Raw genomic sequence first — 20813 nt, forward strand, 5'->3', positions numbered from 1 at the left:
TCACAGGCTGACGCTACGCGCCGGCGTAATGGCACCGTAGTCATTCACACTCTGCCAGGAGAGCGTGCCGCTCGCTGCGGCAGGCAGCACCTGCTGCGCCGAGCTTTTAGGGGCAACCATCAGGTTCTCCAGCGTCTGACCGCCGAGCTTCAGATTGACCAGCGTGACGTAATACGGCGAGGCATTGCTCACCTTAAGATGGTTGCCGACGCGCTCAAAACGCAGCTGTGAGAGCGCCTCTTCCGGCGGCATCGCCAGGTTAGCCGGGCGAACAAACAGCTTGATGCGTGACAGAATAGCCAGTTGCAGGACGTTGTTGCCGTCCTGATGTTTTTTGCTGACGGAGGGAATCGCTTTGACGTTCATGTAAAAGAGCGATTCGCGATCGGCAGGCAGCGCCGGGCCTGCGTAGATAATGCGCAGGGTGTTTTCGCTGGCCGGCTCGCTGACAAACAGCGGCGGCGTGACGGCAAAGGTTTTTTCCTTTTGCCCGTTGGCATTTTCTATCCACGCGTTAATTAAATAGCGCTCTTGTTTATTGCTGTTGGTGATCGCCAGCGACGTTTGTTTTGCATCGGCCGGATAAATAACGCGCGTCGCGCCCAGCGCAATTCCGCCGGATGCATTCGCGCTGGCAGAAACCATCATCAAAATAAAAGTTAAAAACAGTCCAGGTTTAATCAGGGTGTTCATCACAACCGTACCTTTAATAATTAGTTCGCAGGCGTCAGGGATAAATCAACGTAAACCAGACATTCGACTGAATAGTGCCTGGTACAAGGTGTTCGGAAATAGCCCGGTAGCGGGCGCTGAAATGAAATACCAGCTCGCGGGTGTTAATGGGTAACCAGCTCACTGCCGTCGCGTTCGGGATGATCTGACGTTGCTGTTCGTCAAAAAGCGCCAGTCCGACACCACTGCTGACCGCATTTTCCCCCGGCCGCGATGTCGCCAGGAAAACCTGCGGGTCTTCTGCCGGTGTCACTCCCTGGAACTGGATCCCCACGGTGCGGGAGACGTCCACGCTGCAATCCAGCAGACGTACGGTGAAAGGCACATTAACCGTGGAAAAGCTGCCGACGCCGGAAAAGGCGTTTGTGCGGTATTGCCCCATATCCACGCGCATATTCTGGCTGTCCGGGGCCACGGCGCAGCCGCCGTTAACCAGCTCTCCCCTGAGGTGTACTTTGCCGCCGTCTATGACAACGGTATGTGCGTTTACCGCTGAGGCAATCGCAAGGGCACACAGCAGTATCCCAGTCCTTGTCATCCTTCGCTCCCGGTATAGGCGATCAAAAGACCTCTTCCCTGAGGCCAGCCACATCCCTGTACTCAGGCATTACTCGTATTTCATTACGAATGTTGCGTCCGCGTTTGCCTGGCCTGGCGCGGTGGTCGCCGCCGTGGCTTTATAGCGCGCGGTGAAGTTCAGGGTGTTAGTCCCTTCAATCAGGTTCTGCGCCGCAGAGAAGGTTGCACCGTCCGGGGTCAGCGTGGAGGATTTGCTGTCGAGGATCTCAATGCCTACGCCCTTCGCGGAGTTGTCGTTGTTACCGGAGCTTACCGCCAGCAGCGTTTTGTCGGTGGCGTCGATCTGGCCGGTAAACGCGACAGCAGCGGTTTTCGCTACCGCAGGATCGCAGTCGTTCAGTTCGATGGTGAAGGGAATATTGGAGGTGGTGTCACCCACTTTAGTGAATTTCGCGGTACGGTACTGGCCGAGATTAACCGTCTGCTCTGAAGAGTCAGTATTCACTGAACACGCGGCATTCACTAATTCACCTTTAAAATGCACCGTACCACCGTTTACAGATACAGGTGCTACCGGATCTTCTGCGTGAGCGGCACCCGCGACCAGGGCCAGAGTTGCAATAACAGTAGAAGCAATGTTGCTGAGTTTCATGTCTATTCCTTTAAAATGTAAATAACCCTTCCCGCGCATATTCGGGAATAAGAAATACGTTCAATTAAAAAATTGAAGGCTTATTTCGGAGAGGACAAAGTAGCTCAGGAATCTATTTTGTAATATGTCAAAACGCTGCCATTTTGCCAGGTCACATCCTAATCGCCTCTAAGAAATTGACCATGCCCTGAGAAGGGGTTTTGCGGGCCATCGATGAAATCTCGTAAAGGGTGACTGACAGCGGCGCTCGCTTCTGACAAAATACAGGTAATCCCCCCTTTCTAACGTTACAGACGGAATCTTCTCTCTGATGGCAGCAAAGATTATTGACGGTAAAACGATTGCGCAGCAGGTGCGCTCTGAGGTTGCGGAAAAAGTGAAGGCGCGTAAAGCTGCCGGAAAACGCGCTCCAGGGCTGGCCGTAGTGCTGGTTGGCAGCAACCCGGCCTCGCAAATTTATGTCGGCAGCAAACGCAAAGCGTGTGAAGAGGTGGGGTTCGTCTCCCGCTCTTACGATCTGCCGGAAACCACCAGCGAAGCGGAACTGCTGGAACTGATTGACACCCTGAATGCCGATAAAGAGATCGACGGCATTCTGGTTCAGCTGCCGCTGCCTGCGGGCATCGACAACGTGAAGGTGCTGGAGCGTATCGCGCCGGACAAAGACGTTGACGGTTTCCATCCGTATAACGTGGGCCGCCTGTGCCAGCGCGCGCCGCGCCTGCGTCCGTGCACCCCGCGCGGCATCGTGACGCTGCTGGAGCGTTATAACATCGACACCTATGGCCTGAACGCCGTGGTGATTGGCGCCTCCAACATCGTGGGCCGCCCGATGAGCATGGAGCTGCTGCTGGCGGGCTGCACCACCACCGTTACCCACCGCTTCACCAAAAACCTGCGTCATCACGTCGAAAACGCCGATCTGCTGATCGTTGCGGTCGGCAAGCCGGGCTTTATTCCGGGCGAGTGGATCAAAGAGGGCGCAATCGTCGTGGACGTGGGTATTAACCGTCTGGAAAACGGCAAAGTGGTTGGCGACGTGGTGTATGAAGATGCCGCAGCGCGCGCCTCCTATATTACTCCGGTCCCGGGCGGCGTAGGCCCGATGACGGTAGCAACACTGATTCAGAATACCTTGCAGGCGTGCGAGGAGTATCACGACGTAGAGGACGCGTAATCATGGCAACTTTTTCTTTAGGTAAACATCCGCACGTTGAGCTGTGCGATCTGCTGAAGCTGGAAGGCTGGAGCGAAAGCGGTGCGCAGGCGAAAATCGTCATCGCCGACGGGCAGGTAAAAGTAGACGGCACGGTGGAAACCCGCAAGCGCTGCAAAATTGTCGCGGGCCAGACCGTGAGCTTTGCAGGTCAGAGCGTGACCGTGACGGCCTGAGCTGTCTGATGCCCGGTGGCGCTGCGCTTACCGGGCCTACGTACTGTCTCCGTTTGTAGGCCGGGTAAGGCGAAGCCGCCACCCGGCAATTTCTCTCACAATCCCCTCACACCCATCACGGTTAATTATCGATCAACTTCAAATAATCACTATTCCCTCTGGCGAAACGTGAAAATTATGTTGCGCGATTTTCAGACTTTCCCCACGATAAGTAGAACGTTCTACTAAAACGTTCTACTTACAATAACAGCGCGAAAAAGCGCTACTCGGGGGAAATCAGCATGAGTCTGATATCAGGGTTTGTTAAATCGCTGTCTAAGTTATCGATGATTGGTCGCGCCTTAATGCTGCCAATTTCACTGCTTCCCGCTGCGGGCCTGCTGCTGGCCTTCGGCGATAAGTTCCACCTGCCGCTGATGATGAACGCCGGCGGGGTTATCTTTGATAACCTGCCGATGCTGTTCGCCATCGGCTCTGCCGTCGGTCTGGCTTCGGAATCCGGCATTGCGGCACTCTCTGCGGCGGTCTCGGTGTTTGTCACCAACATCACCATCAGCACCGTGCTGAGCATTACGCCGGAAATGGCCTCCCAGGGCGGGAAATACGCCATGGTCGTCGGCATTCCGACGTTGCAGATGGGCGTCTTTGGCGGCCTGATCTGCGGTATTCTCGCGGCCTGGTGCTACAACCGCTTCCACACCATGCAGCTGCCGGAATTCCTCGGCTTCTTCTCCGGGAAGCGTTTTGTGGCGATTGCGACGGCATTTCTGTCGTTCCTGCTCGGCCTGCTGCTGCCGTACGTGTGGCAGCATATTCAGTCCGGGATCGACGCCCTGTCCGTGGTGGTGAACGGCGATAACCAGGCGGCCTCGACCTTTATCTTCGGGCTGGTGGAGCGCGCGTTGATCCCGCTCGGCCTGCACCACATCTGGTATCCCTCCTTCTGGTATTCGTTCGGGGATTACACCACCCAGGCGGGTCAGGTGATCCACGGCGACCAGACCATCTGGTTCAAGATGCTCGAAGAGGGGGTGAAATCCTTCAGCAGCGATACCTACCAGAACGCCGGGAAATTCATGCAGGGCGAGTTCCCGCTGATGCTGTTCGCGCTGCCTGCGGCGTGCCTTGCGATGTACCATGAAGCGCATACGAAGAATAAGAAAATCGCGGCCGGTATTCTCTTCTCCGCCGCCCTCACCTGCTTCCTGACGGGCATCACCGAGCCGGTAGAGTTCACCTTTATCTTCGTGGCGCCGATCCTTTACGTCTTCAACGCCATCATGGCGGGCCTGGCGTACATGACCATGTACCTGCTGCATGCGCACATCGCCAAGTCGTTCTCGGCGGGCTTTATCGACTACCTGTCGTTCGGGATCCTGCCGTCGTTTAACGGCTATCAGACCAACTTCCTGAGCGCCATTATCATCGGTATCCCAATGGCCCTGATTTACTATTTCACCTTCCGCTTCGTGATCCGCCGTTTCGACGTGAAAACGCCGGGCCGCACCGAAGTGACCGCCAGCGCGAATGACAAGTCCGATTCCGAACTTGCCACCGAAATCATCGGCCTGCTGGGCGGTGCGCAGAACATTGATTCTGTCGGCTCCTGCATCACGCGTTTGCGTCTGGAAGTGGCGAAGAGCGAAGCGGTGGACCGGGACGGGCTGAACGGGCTGGGCGCACGCGGCGTGGTGTTTGTTGGCGACAACGGGATACAGGTGATTTTCGGGGCCAGAGCACAGTTTATCGCCCAGACCATGTCCACGATGATTGGCAAATAATAAGATGCCTGAAGGAGGCGTCTCCTGTACGCTGGGGTACGCCTCTTATCTGGCTGATAATCGGTAAATTTCAGGGAGCGGTTTTGAAGAAAGTCAGCATTATTGATGTTGCAAAGCATGCGGGCGTGTCGGTTTCTACCGTGTCGCTGGTGCTGCGCCAGAAAGGGAAGATCTCAGAGGCGACGATCGGGAAGGTCAATGCCGCCATCACAACGCTGGGCTATGTTCATAACGTCGCCGCTGCCAACCTTCGCGCCAACACCTCCAATTTAATCGGCCTGATCCTGCGGGACTTCAGCGACAGCTTTTCCATCAAAGTGATGGCGAGCATCGTTCAGGAGCTGGAGAAACAGGGTTATATGGTTTTTCTCGGTCAGCCGCTGAACGACGACGAACATCTTGAGCGTACCCTGCTCTCATTTAAGCAGCAGGGCGTGGCGGGCGTCATCTATCTGGCGTCGGACACCCGCGCCGCCTCTCTCCCGGAACACATTCGCCAATGCCCGCTGCCGCTTGTGGCGGTTTCGCAGTCGTTGCTGGAAGAGAAATGCAACCTGGTGATGCGCGATAACCGCCAGGCGGCGAACCTGGCCGCGCGTTATCTTATCGAGCGCGGGCACCGCACCATCGCCTACATTGGCGGGCGCGACGGGTGCCGTATTCGCGAGCAGCGCCTGCTCGGTTTTCGCAGCGCGATGACGCAGAACGGCCTGGTCTGGCGTGAGGAATATTCTCCCGCCTGCACCGATGATACGCAGGCGGCGGCCATGGCGACTCGCCAGCTGCTGGAGAAGAACAACACGATTACCGCCCTGCTCTGCCATTCGCCGGACGCGATGATCGGTTCGATCTCCGGCATTCACCAGGTGGGGCGCACGGTGGGCAAAGATGTTTTCCTGACTCAGCAGGTGGCGCTGATCGGCTTTGAAGATATGCTTCACGTAAACCTCACGTCGCCGTCACTGACTTACGTTTCGTCTGCCAGCGAAGAGACAGGCCGCCAGGCGGCAGGGCTGATGATCCGCAGGCTGAAGGAGCCGGATCTGCAAACGCAGCGTATTACCCTCTCCGGCCAGCTTATCGCGCGGGAATCGGCGTAAATTCAGAATTTAGCATGGGTCTTATAGCGCGAGATGACTGCTATATTTCCATGATTTGCCATGGATAAATGCAATGCCTACCGTTATCACCCACGCTGCCGTACCTCTGTGTCTGGGCTTAGGGCTCGGAACCAAAGTCATCCCACCCCGCCTGCTGTTTGCCGGGATCGTCCTCGCCATGCTGCCTGACGCTGACGTACTGGCGTTTAAATTCGGTGTCGCCTACGGGAATATTTTCGGCCACCGCGGTTTCACTCATTCGCTGCTGTTTGCCTTGGTAGTGCCCATACTTTGCGTGCTGGCTGGGCGTCGATGGTTCCGGGCCAGCCTGTCGCGCTGCTGGCTGTTTTTAACCGTGTCGCTGCTGTCGCACAGCCTGCTGGATTCGATTACCACCGGCGGGAAAGGCGTCGGCTGGCTGTGGCCCTGGTCAGATGAGCGCTTCTTTGCACCGTGGCAGGTGATTAAGGTCGCGCCGTTTGCACTGTCGCGCTATACCACGCCGTACGGGCATCAGGTGATTATCTCGGAACTGCTGTGGGTGTGGCTGCCGGGAATCGTGCTGATGGGAGTATTATGGTGGAAGAAGAGAAGGTAAAAAAAAACCGGGTGGCGGCTGCGCCTTACCCGGCCTGCTTTCACCTGTAGGCCCGGTAAGCGTAAGCGCCACCGGGCATTACGGACTTACTTACGACGCCAGGTGGTGCCCTGCGGGCCGTCTTCCAGAATAATACCCATCTCGGTCAGACGGTTACGCGCCGCATCCGCCGCCGCCCAGTCTTTCGCCTGACGCGCTTCCAGACGCGCTTTAATCAGTGCTTCAATTTCCGCTACTTCACCGTCGTCCGCCTGCGCGCCGCTTTGCAGGAACACGTCCGGGTCCTGCTCCAGCAGGCCGAGCACGGAAGAGAGCTTACGCAGATGAGACGCCAGCGCATTCGCCGCCGCCATATCTTCTGACTTCAGGCGATTCACCTCACGCGCCATGTCGAACAGCACGGAGTAGGCTTCCGGGGTGTTGAAGTCGTCGTTCATGACCTCAACGAAGCGGGCTTCGAACGCCTCGCCGCCAGCGGCCGGAACAGACCTGTCGGTGCCGCGCAGTGCGGTATACAGACGCTCCAGCGCAGCGCGCGCCTGCTTCAGGTTCTCTTCGCTGTAGTTCAGCTGGCTGCGATAGTGGCCGGACATCAGGAAGTAGCGCACGGTTTCCGCGTCGTAATACTTCAGCACGTCGCGCACGGTGAAGAAGTTACCCAGCGATTTCGACATCTTCTCGCGGTCAACCATAACCATCCCGGAGTGCATCCAGTAGTTCACGTACTCGCCGCCGTGAGCACAGGTGGACTGCGCGATTTCGTTTTCGTGGTGCGGGAACATCAGATCCGAACCGCCGCCGTGAATGTCGAAATGGTTGCCCAGCTGTTTGCAGTTCATCGCGGAACATTCAATGTGCCAGCCCGGACGCCCTTCGCCCCACGGGGATGGCCAGCTCGGTTCGCCCGCTTTGGACATCTTCCACAGCACGAAGTCCATCGGATTACGCTTCACGTCAACCACGTCCACGCGTGCACCGGCCTGGAGCTGGTCCAGATCCTGGCGGGAAAGCGCACCGTAGGTTGGGTCCGTCGGCACCGAGAACATCACGTCGCCGTTGTCCGCCACATAGGCGTGACCGCGCTCGATCAGCTTTTGGGTGATCTCAATGATTTCATGAATATGGTGGGTCGCACGCGGCTCGCTATCCGGGCGCAGAATATTCAAGGCATCAAAATCCTTGTGCATTTCGGCGATCATGCGATCCACCAGCGCGACAAAGCTTTCGCCATTTTCATTAGCACGTTTAATGATTTTGTCGTCGATGTCGGTGATGTTGCGCACATACTTCAGGTTATAGCCCAGGAAGCGCAGGTAGCGGGACACCACGTCGAACGCGACAAAGGTACGGCCATGGCCGATATGACAGAGATCGTAAACCGTAATACCACACACGTACATGCCGACTTCCCCGGCATGGATAGGTTTAAATTCCTCTTTTTGGCGCGTCATTGTATTAAAGATTTTTAACATCGAAGATTCCATGTAAACACGTGTGTGGATTGTTTGTTCCTTATAATACCCATAATTCGGAGCACGGTCAGCACACAATGCAAGGTGATCGTGTCCTGTGGTTATGCTATAACAAGCCCCTATATGTGACCCGAGCACGGGTCGACGCACCACAATAACGGAACAGGATGCAAAAATGGTTACTTTCCACACTAATCATGGCGATATCGTAATCAAAACCTTTGATGACAAAGCGCCTGAAACAGTTAAAAACTTCCTGGACTACTGCCGCGAAGGTTTCTACAACAACACTATTTTCCACCGTGTGATCAACGGCTTTATGATCCAGGGCGGCGGTTTCGAGCCTGGCATGCGCCAGAAAGAGACGAAAGAAGCGATCAAAAACGAAGCGAACAACGGCCTGAAAAACACCCGCGGTACGCTGGCAATGGCCCGTACTCAGGCCCCGCACTCTGCTACCGCACAGTTCTTCATTAACGTGGCGGACAACGACTTCCTGAACTTCTCTGGCGAAAGCCTGCAGGGCTGGGGCTACTGCGTATTCGCAGAAGTGGTTGAAGGCATGGACGTGGTCGACAAGATCAAAGCCGTTTCTACTGGCCGCAGCGGTATGCACCAGGACGTTCCTAAAGAAGACGTTGTGATCACAAGCGTGACCGTCAGCGAGTAATTCGTGGCGACACTCTTTATTGCGGATCTGCATCTGCAAACAGAAGAACCGGCGATAACCGCCGGTTTTCTGCGTTTTTTACGCGGTGAAGCGAAAAGCGCCGATGCGCTGTACATTCTGGGTGACCTGTTTGAGGCCTGGATAGGCGACGACGATCCGAACCCGCTGCACCGTGAGATGGCAGCGGCCATTAAAGCGCTGGTGGATTCCGGCGTCCCCTGCTATTTCATTCACGGCAACCGTGATTTCCTGATCGGCCAGCGCTACGCCCGCGAGAGCGGCATGACGCTGCTGCCGGAAGAGCAGGTGCTTGACCTCTATGGCCGCAATATTCTGATCATGCACGGCGACACGCTCTGCACTGACGATACCGGCTACCTGGCGTTTCGCGCCAAAGTTCACACCCCGTGGATCCAGAAAGTGTTCCTCGCCCTGCCGCTGTTTATCCGCAACCGCATCGCCGCCAGAATGCGCGCGGGCAGCAAGGCCGCCAACAGCAGCAAATCGATGACCATCATGGACGTCAACCCGCAGGCGGTGGTGAAGGTAATGGAGAAGCATCGCGTTCAGTGGCTGATCCACGGCCATACCCATCGTCCCGATGTGCATTCCCTTATCGCCAACGGCGAGCCCGCCCATCGCGTGGTTTTAGGCGCCTGGCACAGCGAAGGATCGATGGTCAAAGTCACGCCGGAAGGTGTGGAACTGATCGCCTTCCCGTTCTAACCCTCCTCGTTTTTTCGCGCATTTCACGACCACGCAACCGTTTTCCTTGCCGGTATTACATGCTATTCTCTGTGCCCTCGAAAGCAGTGTGTTCCGCACCACAGGAGTTTTAAGACGCATGTCTTCCCGCAATAATCCGGCGCGTGTCGCCATCGTGATGGGGTCCAAAAGCGACTGGGCTACCATGCAGTTCGCCGCCGAAATCTTTGAAATCCTGAATGTTCCGCACCACGTTGAAGTGGTTTCCGCGCACCGTACGCCGGATAAACTGTTCAGCTTCGCCGAAAGCGCCGAAGAGAACGGTTACGAGGTGATCATTGCCGGTGCGGGCGGCGCAGCACATCTGCCGGGCATGATTGCCGCCAAAACCCTGGTGCCGGTACTGGGCGTGCCGGTACAGAGCGCCGCGTTAAGCGGGGTTGATAGCCTGTACTCTATCGTCCAGATGCCGCGCGGTATCCCTGTCGGTACGCTGGCGATTGGTAAGGCGGGTGCCGCAAATGCCGCCCTGCTGGCCGCGCAGATCCTCGCGACGCATGATAATGACTTACATCAACGCCTGGCGGAGTGGCGTAAAGCCCAGACCGACGAGGTGCTGGATAACCCGGATCCGCGGGGTGCAGCATGAAGCAGGTTTGCGTTCTTGGTAATGGTCAGCTTGGCCGGATGCTGCGTCAGGCCGGTGAGCCGCTGGGTATTGCCGTCTGGCCCGTCGGGCTGGACGCCGAGCCGGAAGCCGTGCCGTTCCATCAGAGCGTGATCACCGCCGAAATTGAACGCTGGCCGGAAACCGCCCTGACCCGCGAGCTGGCGCGCCATAACGCCTTTGTGAACCGCGACGTCTTCCCGATCATCGCCGACCGTCTGACGCAAAAGCAGCTGTTCGACAAGCTCGGCCTTGCGACCGCGCCGTGGCAGCTGTTGTCCGACAAAAGCGAGTGGAATGACGTCTTCGCCATGCTGGGCGATCTGGCGATCGTGAAGCGTCGTGTCGGCGGCTACGACGGTCGCGGGCAGTGGCGCCTGCGCGCGAACGACACCGCCGAGCTGCCGGACGACTGCTACGGCGAGTGCATCGTTGAGCAGGGCATAAACTTCAGCGGTGAAGTGTCGCTGGTGGGCGCGCGCGGGCATGACGGGCACACCGTTTTTTACCCGCTAACGCATAACCTGCATCAGGACGGGATTCTGCGCACCAGCGTCGCCTTCCCGCAGGCCAATGCTGACCAGCAGGCGCAGGCGGAAGAGATGCTCTCTGCCATCATGCATGAGCTGGGCTATGTGGGCGTAATGGCGATGGAGTGTTTCGTCACGCCATCGGGTCTGCTGATCAACGAACTTGCGCCGCGCGTGCACAACAGCGGCCACTGGACGCAAAACGGTGCCTCCATCAGCCAGTTCGAGCTGCACCTGCGCGCCATCACTGACCTGCCGCTGCCGCAGCCGGTAGTGACCAGCCCGTCGGTGATGATCAACCTGATCGGCACCGATCTGAACTACGACTGGCTGAAGCTGCCGCTGGTGCACCTGCACTGGTACGACAAAGCGGTGCGCCCGGGTCGTAAGGTCGGCCACCTGAACCTGAACGATACCGACACGTACCGCCTGAGCGCCACGCTGGAAGCGATTGTTCCCCTGCTGCCGCCAGAATACGCGAGCGGGATTGTCTGGGCGCAGTCAAAACTGAAGTAAGTAACCCCGCCGGGGAGTTGACCTTCCCCTTCCCCGGCGTACAATTCCCGCCCATTGCTGCTTAGCTTTCTTCTGGAACCACCATGAACGATGGAACGGACTATCGCGCGATCCTCGCGTCCGATACCCCTTTAATCGACGTTCGCGCGCCGATCGAATTTGTCCAGGGTGCGATGCCCGCCGCACTCAACCTGCCCTTAATGAACGACGACGAGCGTGCCGCCGTCGGCACCTGCTATAAACGCCAGGGTCCGGACGCCGCACTGACGCTCGGCCATAGCCTGGTCAACGGCGAGACGCGAGAGGCGCGCATCAACGCCTGGCGCGAAGCCAGCCTGGCCCATCCTGAGGGCTACCTTTGCTGCGCGCGCGGTGGCCAGCGCTCACATATCTCCCAGGCCTGGCTTAAAGAGGCGGGAATCGATTATCCGCTGATCCGCGGCGGCTATAAGGCCCTGCGCCAGACGGCAATTCAGGTGACGATTGAACAGTCACAAAAACCGATGGTGCTTATCGGTGGCTGTACCGGAAACGGCAAAACGCTGCTGGTGAAGCAGCATGCGCAGGGCATCGATCTGGAAGGGCTGGCGCACCATCGCGGCTCGTCATTTGGCCGCACGCTCACCCCGCAACTTTCTCAGGCGAGCTTCGAGAATCACCTTGCCGTCGAGCTGCTAAAAAAAGATGCCGCGCGCTGGGTGCTGGAGGATGAGGGCCGGATGATTGGCTCTAACCACCTGCCGGAGTGCCTGCGCGACCGCATGGCGGAAGCGCCTGTCGTGGTGGTCGAAGATCCGTTTGAGATCCGTCTTGAGCGCCTGCGCGAAGAGTATTTCGACCACATGTGGGCCGATTTTTTTGCCGCCTACGGTGAAGAAGCGGGCTGGAAAGCCTACAGCGAATACCTGCATCACGGCCTGTTCGCCATCCGCCGTCGTCTGGGGCTGCAACGATTCGCGGAATTTACCGCGCTATTAGATTCCGCGCTGCTGGAACAACAGCGCTCTGGAAGCACTGACGAGCACTTCAGCTGGCTTGTGCCGCTGCTGAAGGACTATTACGACCCGATGTACGGCTATCAGCTGGAGAAGAAAGCGGAGAAGATTGTTTTTCGCGGGACGTACGAAGAAATTGCCAAGTGGCTTGATCGCTGAAAAAAGCCGGGTGGCGGCTACGCCTTACCCGGCCTACGCGTGCTTTTGTAGCCCCGGTAAGCGCAGCGCCACCGGGGAACAAACCACTTAGAAGTCGTAACGCAGACGCACCAGGTTCATGTCGCCCAGGTTGTCGGTGCTGGAGGTGAACACGTGTTCGTAATCCACGCGGAAACCGTAGTCCAGCTGGACGCTGATACCTACGCCGTTGTCGATGCGCTGGTAGTTACGGCCATTCACGTACTCAATACGGTCGCCCATGAAGTACGGCTGAATGGATTTCACCGCATACTGACCGACCGGGAATTTGTAACCCGCAAAGTATTCAATACCCCATGCATCACCGGCGAAGTAGTCGTTAACGGACACTTTTTTGGTGGTCATGAAGTTCTGATACCAGCCGCCGCCTGCGGAGAAGGTCCAGTTATCCGGCGTCCAGCTCAGTGCGGTGCCGAGAATGTTCTGGTCGTAGGATTTGCTGTCGCCGTTGTCCGGATTACGCATGTCCGCGCGGGTGTAGTTCCACGCTGCGCCCCAGGTCAGATCGGTGGTCAGGTGGTAATCGATACCCAGTGAACCGCCGCCTTTACGCTTGTAGCGCAGGCCGTTGCCCGGCAGGTATTCGCTGTCTTCAAACAGATAGGATGCGTAGATGTCAGCATCGCCCACGGTTTTCTTGTACTTCAGCATCTGGCGTGAACGGTAAGAGCCGTCGTAGTCGCCGTTGATCCCGTTACCCGACGCCTGACCAATCATGTCGTAGTCCCAGATATCGGTTTTTGCGCCCACCACGTCATAGTACACGCTGTTCTGCTGGCCGAAGGTCAGCGTACCCCAGGTGTCGCTCTTCAGACCGGTGTAGAGCATACGGCGTGAAGTATCGTGCGCGCCGTCGGCGTAGTGGTTATCCCAGTTAAACTGCGCCGGAATGTTCACACCCAGCTCGTAGTAGGTGATCCAGCTGATGTCATCGAACAGGTAGTAGTCTGCCGCGAAACGGAAACGGGTACCGCCGTCAAAACCGTTACGCTTGTAGCCGTTTTTGCCGTCATCACCGGTCATGTTCTGGAACTGAGGACGGATGCTGCCGCCAACGGTGAAGTTCAGACGGCTCAGCGGGTTTCCCGCCTGCGGATCCTGTTTCAGAAGGGTGATTTCCGCCTGAGATGCGAAAGAAGCCAATGCCACTGCTGCGCCGATCGTTGTCGCCAGCGCTGTTTTTCTTATAGTCATTATTTTTCCTTGATAGACACGCTGCTAAATATTTAGCTGGTGAATATTAACCGGAAAAATTCGGGCTGTGTGGGCGGGTTTTTAATGTTTTGTGCTACTAAATGCATGGGTATTAACGATTTGTGCTATTAAGCGATGACACACCAGCAGAAATGCCGGTGCGTCATCATCACGCAAGTAAACTAGCTGACAAACTGGCGGAACAGCGCTTTACCTTTCAACAGCCGCGTCCCGAGCCAGCCACCGCACAGGGACAGCAGCACCGCACCGCAGACGGGCAACGTTAACCACAGCCGCCAGTCAGGCTCCCATGGAAAATCAAAGACTTTCGTCTGAAGCACCGCCAGTGCGGTTTCCGCCCCGATGGCCGCCACCAGGCCCGCCACCAGCCCGAGCAGGGCAAATTCGCTCCACAGCGTGGCGCGCAGCAGCCGTTTACTGGCCCCCAGCGTGCGGTAGACCACCAGCTCCTGATGACGCTGACGCATGCCGACCTGCACCTGCGCCAGCAGCAGCAATAGGCCGCAGACGGTCACCAGCACCACCATCACCTCCAGGGCGCGGCTCACCTGTTCCAGCACCTGCCCGACCTGTTTGAGGATCGCGCCGATATCCAGCAGGCTCACCGTCGGAAATTCTCGGTTCAGTTGCGTCAGCATGCCGTTGCCGTTTTCCCAGCGGAAGCTGGTCAGCCAGCCCTGGGGCTGTCCGTCCAGCGCGCCCGGCGGGAAGATGAAGAAGAAATTTGGCCGCAGGCTTTCCCAGTCCACTTTGCGCAGGCTGGTGACTTTGGCGGTGAAATCCTGGGTATCACCGGTAAAGGTCACGCTATCGCCGAGCTTCACGTTCAGGCGTGTCGCCAGCCCCTCCTCCATCGACACTTCCCCCGCTTTCGGCGGCCAGGTGCCGGCAACGATCGGGTTATGGTCCGGACGTTTCGCCTGCCAGGTCAGGTTGAGCTCGCGGTTGAGCGATTCATCCTTATTTCCCTCCGTGGACTGGCCGTTGATCTGCGTCAGGCGGGCGCGCACGATCGGATAGAACGATTCCGGAATAATGTGATGCTCAGACAGGAACCCCTTCAGCGGCGTCACCTGTTCGGGAGCAATGTTGATCAGGAAATAGTTCGGGCTTTCCGGCGGAAGCTGCTGCTGCCAGCGATCCAGCAGATCCCCGCGCAGCACCAGCAGAAGCGCCAGCAGCATAAACGACAGCGAAAATGCCGAGAGCTGGCTGAGGGTAGACCACGGCTGGTGCAGCAGTCGGTTAACCGCCAGCCGCACCGGCAGCGATCTCACCGTCAGCTTTTTGAGAAGATTGAGCAATAGCCAGCCCACCACGCCGCACAGCAGCGCCAGCACCACCGCGCCCGCCAGCACCGCCCACAGCAGCGTACTGCCGCCCATCAGCCAGGCCAACAGCCCGACTGCCACCGCAATAATCACCGGCAGATAGAACTTCAGCGGCCAGACGCTGGCCACCACATCCCGGCGCAGCACGCGCAGCGGCTGGGTGGCGAGCAGCAGCCGGTAGGGGCGTAACCCCACCAGCAGGGAGATCGTCGTCATCGCGCCGATGGCCCACAGCCACGGCCAGAGGCTGGCAGGCGGCAGCGCAGCGGGCAGGACCGGTTTGAGCAGCACCATCAGCAGCTTTTCAAACAGCAGCCCTATCGCCCCGCCGGTCAGAGCCGACAGCGCCAGCACCATCAGCCACTGGCCGACAATCAGCTTGCGCAGCTGTGCCCGGCCCGCGCCGAGGGTTTTGAGTATCGCCACCAGATCGTAACGGCTGCGGCAGTAGTGCCCCATTGCCACGGCAACGGCCGCAATGGCCAGCAGCAGGGTTAACAGCGCCGACAGCAGCAGAAACTGCTGAGAACGCTCAAGGGATTTGCCGAGCGCCCCGTCATCCTGCTCCAGCCCGTACCAGCGATGTTCCGGCTTGAGCTGAGGCAGGAGCCATTTTTCATACGCCTCCAGTTGAGCAGGCGTCCCGCCAAACTTATAGCGCCATGTGACGCGGCTACCCGGCTGGACGGCGTTGGTTTTCGCCACATCAGCAGTGTTCATCAGCAGGCGCGGCGCGAGCTGGAACGGATTAAATCCGGAGTCGGGTTCCTGCACCACTTCCCCGGCAATTTTGAGGGTCGCGTCGCCGACGTCGATACTGTCGCCGGGTTTCAGGTTCAGCAGCGCCATCAGACGCGAAGCCAGCAATACCGTACCGGAGGCCGGTTTTAGCCCCGGCGGACTGGTTTGTAAGTCACCATACATCGGGTAGATGTCATCCACGGCTTTTACGCTGGCAAGCTGTGGCGTGTCGCCCGCAAAGGTCATGGTCTGGAAGGTGATTTGCTCTCCCACCTTTAGCCCCTCTTTGCGCGCTTCCTCAATCCAGCCCGGCGGCACGGGGCGAGAACTTTGCAGAGCCCGGTCCCCCGCCATAAATTCCCGACTCTGCTGGCTAAGCCCTTTCTCCATACGATCGCTGACGCTGCCGAGCGCCAGCACGCAGGCCACCGCCAGGCTCAACGCCAGCCAGACAATCAGCAGCGAGGGCGAGCGCCATTCGCGCCAGAACCAGCGGGCAATCATGCTTCCTCCTGAAGAACACCGTTCACCAGCCGCAGGCGGCGGTCGCAGCGGGCGGCCAACTGCGGGTCGTGGGTAACCAGAATCAGCGTGGTGCCATGCTCGCGGTTGAGGGAAAACAGCAGATCGGCAATTTTGTCCCCGGTTTTACGGTCGAGATTGCCCGTGGGCTCATCGGCAAACAGCACTTCCGGGCGCCCGTTAAACGCCCGGGCCAGCGCCACGCGCTGCTGCTCACCGCCGGAAAGCTGCGCCGGAAGGTGGTCGAGACGTTTTCCCAGCCCCAGCTGTTCCAGCAACGCTTTGGCGTGATCGCGGCTTTCGCGGGTATTTTCACCGCGCAGCAGGCCGGGCAGCTCAACGTTTTCCAGCGCGTTGAGGGTTGGGATCAGCATGAATGACTGAAAGACAAACCCGATATGCCGGGCACGCAGCGCGGCGCGCGCCTCTTCATCAAGCGCATGGAGGGGCTGGCCGACCAGGTTCACTTCCCCGCTGCTGCCATCGTCCAGCCCGGCGAGAATGGCCAGCAGCGTGGACTTACCGGAACCGGATTCGCCAATCAGGGCGATGGTTTCGGCACGTTTGACAACGAGTTCAACTCCGGTGAGGATGGAAAGCTCGTGTTCTCCCTGACCGACGGACTTCTTAAGACAATGAACTTCAACAATGTTTTCCGCTGGCATTTGCCCTTCCTGTTTTTGATGCTGATGACCTTCCGCGCGGCGGCTGCGGACACGTTATTGATTCTGGGCGACAGCCTGAGCGCGGGCTATCGTATGGCCGCCAGTGCGGCCTGGCCCGCCCTGCTCAATGATAAATGGCAGTCCCGGGCGTCTGTCGTTAACGGCAGCATCAGCGGCGATACGTCGCAGCAAGGCTTATCGCGCCTGCCTGCCCTGCTTAAGCAGCATCAACCGCGTTGGGTATTGGTCGAACTGGGCGGTAATGATGGTTTGCGCGGCTTCCAGCCACAGCAAACGGAGCAAACGCTGCGGACTATTTTGCAGACCATTAAGGCCGCTAACGCCCAGCCGCTGCTGATGCAAATTCGCCTGCCCGCTAACTACGGCCGTCGGTATAATGAGGCGTTTAGCGCGATCTATCCTAAGCTTGCCAAAGAGTTTGATATTCCGCTGCTGCCATTTTTCATGGAAGAGGTCTATCTGAAACCCCAGTGGATGCAGGATGATGGCATTCACCCCAATCGCGATGCCCAGCCGTTCATTGCCGACTGGATGGCAACCCGGCTGGCTCCTTTAGTAAAACATGACTCGTCAAACAGCTGAGAACCTGACAGGTAAAGTTATGCAAAAATCGGTCTTAATAACAGGATGTTCCAGCGGAATTGGCCTTGAAAGCGCCCTTGAACTGAAACGTCAGGGGTTTTGGGTGCTGGCAGCCTGCCGCAAACCCGAGGATGTCGAACGCATGCGAGGGCTGGGATTTACCGGCATTCTGCTGGATCTCGATTCGCCAGAGAGCGTGGAGCAGGCCGCCGACGAGGTTATCGCCCTGACCAGCAACCGGCTTTACGGCCTGTTCAACAATGCAGGCTATGGCGTATACGGCCCGCTACAGACCCTCTCACGGGAACAGCTGGAGCAGCAGTTCTCCGCAAACTTTTTTGGGGCGCATCAGCTCACCATGCGCCTTCTCCCCGCCATGCTGCCGCACGGCGAAGGGCGGATTGTCATGACCTCCTCGGTGATGGGCCTGATCTCCACGCCGGGACGCGGGGCTTACGCTGCCAGTAAATATGCGCTTGAAGCCTGGTCCGATGCGTTGCGCATGGAGCTGCGCCACAGCGGCATTAAGGTCAGCCTGATTGAACCGGGCCCCATCCGCACCCGCTTTACGGAAAACGTTAACCAGACGCAGGCGGACCAACCGGTCGAAAATCCCGGTATCGCGGCGCGTTTTACGCTTGGGCCAGAAGCCGTGGTTGCCAAAGTGCGCCACGCATTTGAGAGCGATACCCCTAAAATGCGCTATCCGGTGACGCTGGTGACCCATGCCGTCGGCTGGTTGAAACGCCTGCTGCCGGGGCGGATGATGGACAAAATTTTGCAGGGTTGAGTTGAAGCGACGACGCTTACCCCCATGTAAAGAGTAAACCGATAAAAGAGAATGCCGCATGTCCGTACAGAATATCGTCAACATAACTGAAGCTAACCTGCAACAGACACTCGAACAGTCAATGACTACACCGGTGCTGTTCTACTTCTGGTCTGAACGCAGCCAACACTGCCTGCAGCTGACGCCGGTCCTGGAAAGCCTTGCCGCGCAGTACAACGGTCAATTCATTCTGGCGAAGCTGGATTGTGACGCCGAACCGATGGTGGCTTCCCAGTTTGGCCTGCGTGCGATCCCAACCGTCTACCTGTTCCAGAACGGTCAGCCGGTGGATGGCTTCCAGGGGCCGCAGCCGGAAGAGGCGATCCGCGCCCTGCTGGATAAAGTCCTGCCGCGCGAAGAAGAGCTGAAAGCGCAGGAAGCCATGGCGCTGATGCAGGAAGGCAAGTACGACGAGGCGCTGCCGCTGTTAAAAGACGCGTGGCAGCTGTCGAACCAGAACAGCCAGATTGGTCTGCTGCTGGCAGAGACCCAGATTGCGCTGCACCGCCCCGAAGACGCGGAAGCCGTGCTGAAAACGGTGCCGATGCAGGATCAGGACACCCGCTATCAGGGCCTGGTGGCGCAGATTGACCTGCTGAAACAGGCGGCGGATACCCCTGAAATTCAGCAACTTCAGCAGCAGGTTGCGGACAACCCGGCGGATGCCGCGCTGGCAAGCCAGCTGGCGCTTCAGCTTCATCAGGTGGGGCGTAATGAAGAGGCGCTGGAGCTGCTGTTTAGCCACCTTCAGAAGGACCTGGGCGCCGCAGACGGTCAGGCGCGAAAGATGTTCCAGGAGATCCTGGCCGCGCTCGGCACCGGTGACGCGCTGGCGTCTAAGTATCGTCGTCAGCTGTACGCATTGCTTTACTAACAAAAATGCCCGGTGGCGCTAACGCTTGCCGGGCCTACAAAAGCCGATATTACCCCGTCTTTTTCAACTGCGTCACCACCAGCTGGTGGCGCGCGTTGTAAAACTTCCGATAGGTCAGATAGCAGGCAATAATCGTCGACAGGCTCGCCGTAGAGAGCAGCATAAACGTCACCATAATCTGGTATTTAATCGCTTTTACCGGATCGATACCGGCAAAAATCAGCCCCGACATCATGCCCGGCAGGCTCACCAGACCCACGGTTTTGGCGGAATCCACCGTTGGGATCAGCGAAGAACGAATGCTGTCGCGGATCAACCGCGCCGAGGCCACCTTCGGTGTCGCGCCCAGGCTTAGCTTCTCCTGAAGCTGTTGCTGTTCACTGCTGAAGCGTTGCCCCAGATTGTTGTAGCATAACCCGACCGCCACCATCGCATTGCCCGCAATCATCCCGGAAATGGGGATCACCTGCATAGGCGTAAATTCTATCGAGCCGGAGAGCACCAGTACTGCCAGCGTTAACGCGGTCCCGGTGGTGATGGCAATAAACGACGAGAGGAACGCTTTATCGATGTATTTACTGCGTTTCTGCGCGTTCCATGCCGCGTTAAAGCAGATAAACAGCACCATCAACAGGGTCAGCACGGCATGATTGACGTTGAAGATGTATTTCAGCACATAGCCGACGATGATGAGCTGAATAACCGCGCGAACAATACTCCACAGAATATCTTTTTCCAGCCCCAGCTTCTCCCGGTAGCTGACCACAATCGCCACCAGCACCAGGACCATCGACAGCGCCAGCGATTCGTTGGTTATGTTATGTTCACCCACGGTGAGCCTCCTGCATTTTCCCGCCCTGCGGCCTGAGCGTGATGACATCATCCGCATGGCTAATTTCGTTTGAATCGTGCGTCACCCACAGCACGGCAATATCCTGTTCACGGACGTAGCGATGAATAATCTCATTGACGTTGCGCTTGTTAGCGTCATCCAGCGCGCTGGTGATTTCATCCAGCAAAAGCACCTTCGGCAGGAATTGCAGGTTACGGATCAGCGAGACGCGCTGCTTTTCCCCGCCTGACAGTTCGGCAGTCGATTTGGTCAGCGTCTCCGGCGGAAGCCCAAAACGGGTCAGATCGTCCGCAAACTTTTTCGGATCGGGCGTTTGGTTGCGGATGTGCCAGGGGAAAACCAGATTGTCGTACACCGTGTCGCCAAACAGGGATGGCGTTTGCACGCAGTATGACACCTGCTGGCGATAGCTTTCCGGTGTAAGCGTGGCGATATCTTTCCCTTCAAACAGGATGGTTCCCTCCGTTGGACTCAGTAGCGAAGCCACGATTTTCAGGAGGGTGCTTTTGCCGCAGCCGGAGGGGCCGGTTATGAGTTTAAATTCGCCCGGAGAGAGACAAAAATCGACGTGCTGAAGGATGGTGTTATCAACCACACGAAAGCCAACATCCCTGATATCCAGAAGATTTTTTTTATTATTCATTCCGATTCCG

At 57.8% G+C, this 20813-nt stretch carries 22 protein-coding genes; 13 read left to right on the plus strand and 9 right to left on the minus strand.

The window, feature by feature from the left end; translation table 11 throughout:
* The 3 genes from fimC to fimA all read right to left on the minus strand — a co-directional run bounded on the left by fimC (nt 1) and on the right by fimA (nt 1903).
* Nucleotides 1-693 carry a type 1 fimbria chaperone FimC gene (gene fimC / locus ACOTX2_RS09910; RefSeq protein ID WP_022647307.1) on the minus strand — a complete coding sequence of 231 codons (693 nt, stop codon included), beginning with the start codon at nt 691-693 and terminating at the stop codon, nt 1-3.
* A 34-nt stretch (nt 694-727) separates the two neighbouring features.
* Nucleotides 728-1270, minus strand: a complete 543-nt coding sequence (gene fimI / locus ACOTX2_RS09915; RefSeq protein WP_023305613.1) for a type 1 fimbrial protein subunit FimI — start codon at nt 1268-1270, stop codon at nt 728-730.
* A 69-nt stretch (nt 1271-1339) separates the two neighbouring features.
* Nucleotides 1340-1903, minus strand: a complete 564-nt coding sequence (gene fimA, locus ACOTX2_RS09920) for a type 1 fimbrial major subunit FimA (protein ID WP_022647305.1) — start codon at nt 1901-1903, stop codon at nt 1340-1342.
* A gap of 310 nt (nt 1904-2213) precedes the next feature.
* Here fimA and folD point away from each other — a divergent pair, with 310 nt between their 5' ends.
* From folD to ACOTX2_RS09945, 5 genes are all read left to right on the plus strand, one after another.
* A complete protein-coding gene (folD, locus tag ACOTX2_RS09925; protein WP_008499332.1) occupies nt 2214-3080 on the plus strand; it encodes a bifunctional methylenetetrahydrofolate dehydrogenase/methenyltetrahydrofolate cyclohydrolase FolD in 867 nt (288 codons plus the stop codon).
* Between the two features lie 2 nt (nt 3081-3082).
* A complete protein-coding gene (ybcJ, locus tag ACOTX2_RS09930; RefSeq protein ID WP_022647303.1) occupies nt 3083-3295 on the plus strand; it encodes a ribosome-associated protein YbcJ in 213 nt (70 codons plus the stop codon).
* Nucleotides 3296-3576: 281 nt separating this feature from the next.
* Nucleotides 3577-5076 carry a PTS transporter subunit EIIC gene (locus tag ACOTX2_RS09935; RefSeq protein WP_003858916.1) on the plus strand — a complete coding sequence of 500 codons (1500 nt, stop codon included), beginning with the start codon at nt 3577-3579 and terminating at the stop codon, nt 5074-5076.
* Nucleotides 5077-5159: 83 nt separating this feature from the next.
* Nucleotides 5160-6176 carry a Mal regulon transcriptional regulator MalI gene (gene malI, locus ACOTX2_RS09940; protein WP_023299483.1) on the plus strand — a complete coding sequence of 339 codons (1017 nt, stop codon included), beginning with the start codon at nt 5160-5162 and terminating at the stop codon, nt 6174-6176.
* A gap of 73 nt (nt 6177-6249) precedes the next feature.
* Entirely contained in the window at nt 6250-6774 is a 525-nt protein-coding gene (locus ACOTX2_RS09945; protein ID WP_045307898.1) for a metal-dependent hydrolase, read from the plus strand.
* Nucleotides 6775-6860: 86 nt separating this feature from the next.
* On the opposite strand, the gene cysS is transcribed toward ACOTX2_RS09945, so the two are convergent.
* A complete protein-coding gene (gene cysS, locus ACOTX2_RS09950; RefSeq protein ID WP_023305609.1) occupies nt 6861-8246 on the minus strand; it encodes a cysteine--tRNA ligase in 1386 nt (461 codons plus the stop codon).
* Between the two features lie 175 nt (nt 8247-8421).
* Here cysS and ppiB point away from each other — a divergent pair, with 175 nt between their 5' ends.
* The 5 genes from ppiB (at nt 8422) to mnmH (ending at nt 12488) form a co-directional block, all read left to right on the plus strand.
* Nucleotides 8422-8916 (plus strand): peptidylprolyl isomerase B, encoded by a 495-nt coding sequence (ppiB, locus tag ACOTX2_RS09955; RefSeq protein WP_000256009.1) that lies wholly within the window; start codon nt 8422-8424, stop codon nt 8914-8916.
* A gap of 3 nt (nt 8917-8919) precedes the next feature.
* Nucleotides 8920-9642: a UDP-2,3-diacylglucosamine diphosphatase gene (lpxH, locus tag ACOTX2_RS09960; protein ID WP_038415557.1), complete on the plus strand. Its 723-nt coding sequence runs from the start codon at nt 8920-8922 to the stop codon at nt 9640-9642.
* A gap of 118 nt (nt 9643-9760) precedes the next feature.
* Entirely contained in the window at nt 9761-10270 is a 510-nt protein-coding gene (purE, locus tag ACOTX2_RS09965) for a 5-(carboxyamino)imidazole ribonucleotide mutase (protein ID WP_023299481.1), read from the plus strand.
* The gene (gene purK, locus ACOTX2_RS09970) at nt 10267-11334 is read left to right on the plus strand and encodes a 5-(carboxyamino)imidazole ribonucleotide synthase (protein ID WP_063147959.1); all 1068 of its coding nucleotides are present in this window, start codon (nt 10267-10269) and stop codon (nt 11332-11334) included. Before purE ends, purK begins: the two co-directional genes overlap by 4 nt.
* 83 nt (nt 11335-11417) lie before the next feature.
* A complete protein-coding gene (gene mnmH / locus ACOTX2_RS09975; RefSeq protein ID WP_063147958.1) occupies nt 11418-12488 on the plus strand; it encodes a tRNA 2-selenouridine(34) synthase MnmH in 1071 nt (356 codons plus the stop codon).
* An 87-nt stretch (nt 12489-12575) separates the two neighbouring features.
* Here mnmH and ACOTX2_RS09980 read toward each other — a convergent pair whose 3' ends face one another.
* From ACOTX2_RS09980 to ybbA, 3 genes are all read right to left on the minus strand, one after another.
* Entirely contained in the window at nt 12576-13721 is a 1146-nt protein-coding gene (locus ACOTX2_RS09980; RefSeq protein WP_022647296.1) for a porin, read from the minus strand.
* Between the two features lie 182 nt (nt 13722-13903).
* On the minus strand, nt 13904-16318 hold the full coding sequence (ybbP, locus tag ACOTX2_RS09985; RefSeq protein WP_063147957.1) for a putative ABC transporter permease subunit YbbP: 2415 nt from the start codon (nt 16316-16318) through the stop codon (nt 13904-13906).
* Nucleotides 16315-17001 carry a putative ABC transporter ATP-binding protein YbbA gene (gene ybbA / locus ACOTX2_RS09990; protein WP_023299477.1) on the minus strand — a complete coding sequence of 229 codons (687 nt, stop codon included), beginning with the start codon at nt 16999-17001 and terminating at the stop codon, nt 16315-16317. The genes ybbP and ybbA overlap by 4 nt, the downstream gene beginning before the upstream one ends.
* Between ybbA and tesA the strand changes: the two genes are divergently transcribed.
* Genes tesA through ACOTX2_RS10005 form a run of 3 tightly spaced genes read left to right on the plus strand, consistent with a single transcriptional unit; the run spans nt 16972 to nt 19307 of the window.
* Nucleotides 16972-17604, plus strand: coding sequence for a multifunctional acyl-CoA thioesterase I/protease I/lysophospholipase L1 (tesA, locus tag ACOTX2_RS09995; RefSeq protein WP_003858933.1), 633 nt, complete (start codon nt 16972-16974; stop codon nt 17602-17604). The two genes, ybbA and tesA, sit on opposite strands and share 30 nt — an antisense overlap.
* Nucleotides 17585-18394: an SDR family oxidoreductase gene (locus ACOTX2_RS10000; protein ID WP_096216772.1), complete on the plus strand. Its 810-nt coding sequence runs from the start codon at nt 17585-17587 to the stop codon at nt 18392-18394. Before tesA ends, ACOTX2_RS10000 begins: the two co-directional genes overlap by 20 nt.
* Nucleotides 18395-18452: 58 nt before the next feature.
* Nucleotides 18453-19307, plus strand: a complete 855-nt coding sequence (locus ACOTX2_RS10005) for a co-chaperone YbbN (protein WP_022647291.1) — start codon at nt 18453-18455, stop codon at nt 19305-19307.
* 49 nt (nt 19308-19356) lie between these two features.
* On the opposite strand, the gene fetB is transcribed toward ACOTX2_RS10005, so the two are convergent.
* Together fetB and fetA are read right to left on the minus strand one after the other, a co-directional pair.
* Nucleotides 19357-20139, minus strand: a complete 783-nt coding sequence (fetB, locus tag ACOTX2_RS10010; RefSeq protein WP_022647290.1) for an iron efflux ABC transporter permease subunit FetB — start codon at nt 20137-20139, stop codon at nt 19357-19359.
* Complete coding sequence (gene fetA, locus ACOTX2_RS10015) at nt 20132-20803, minus strand: iron efflux ABC transporter ATP-binding subunit FetA (RefSeq protein ID WP_063147956.1); 672 nt, start codon at nt 20801-20803, stop codon at nt 20132-20134. The genes fetB and fetA overlap by 8 nt, the downstream gene beginning before the upstream one ends.
* Between the last annotated feature and the right edge of the window lie 10 nt (nt 20804-20813).

This window comes from Enterobacter cloacae complex sp. IR5412 (assembly GCF_049237385.1).
GTDB classification, from domain to species: domain Bacteria; phylum Pseudomonadota; class Gammaproteobacteria; order Enterobacterales; family Enterobacteriaceae; genus Enterobacter; species Enterobacter intestinihominis.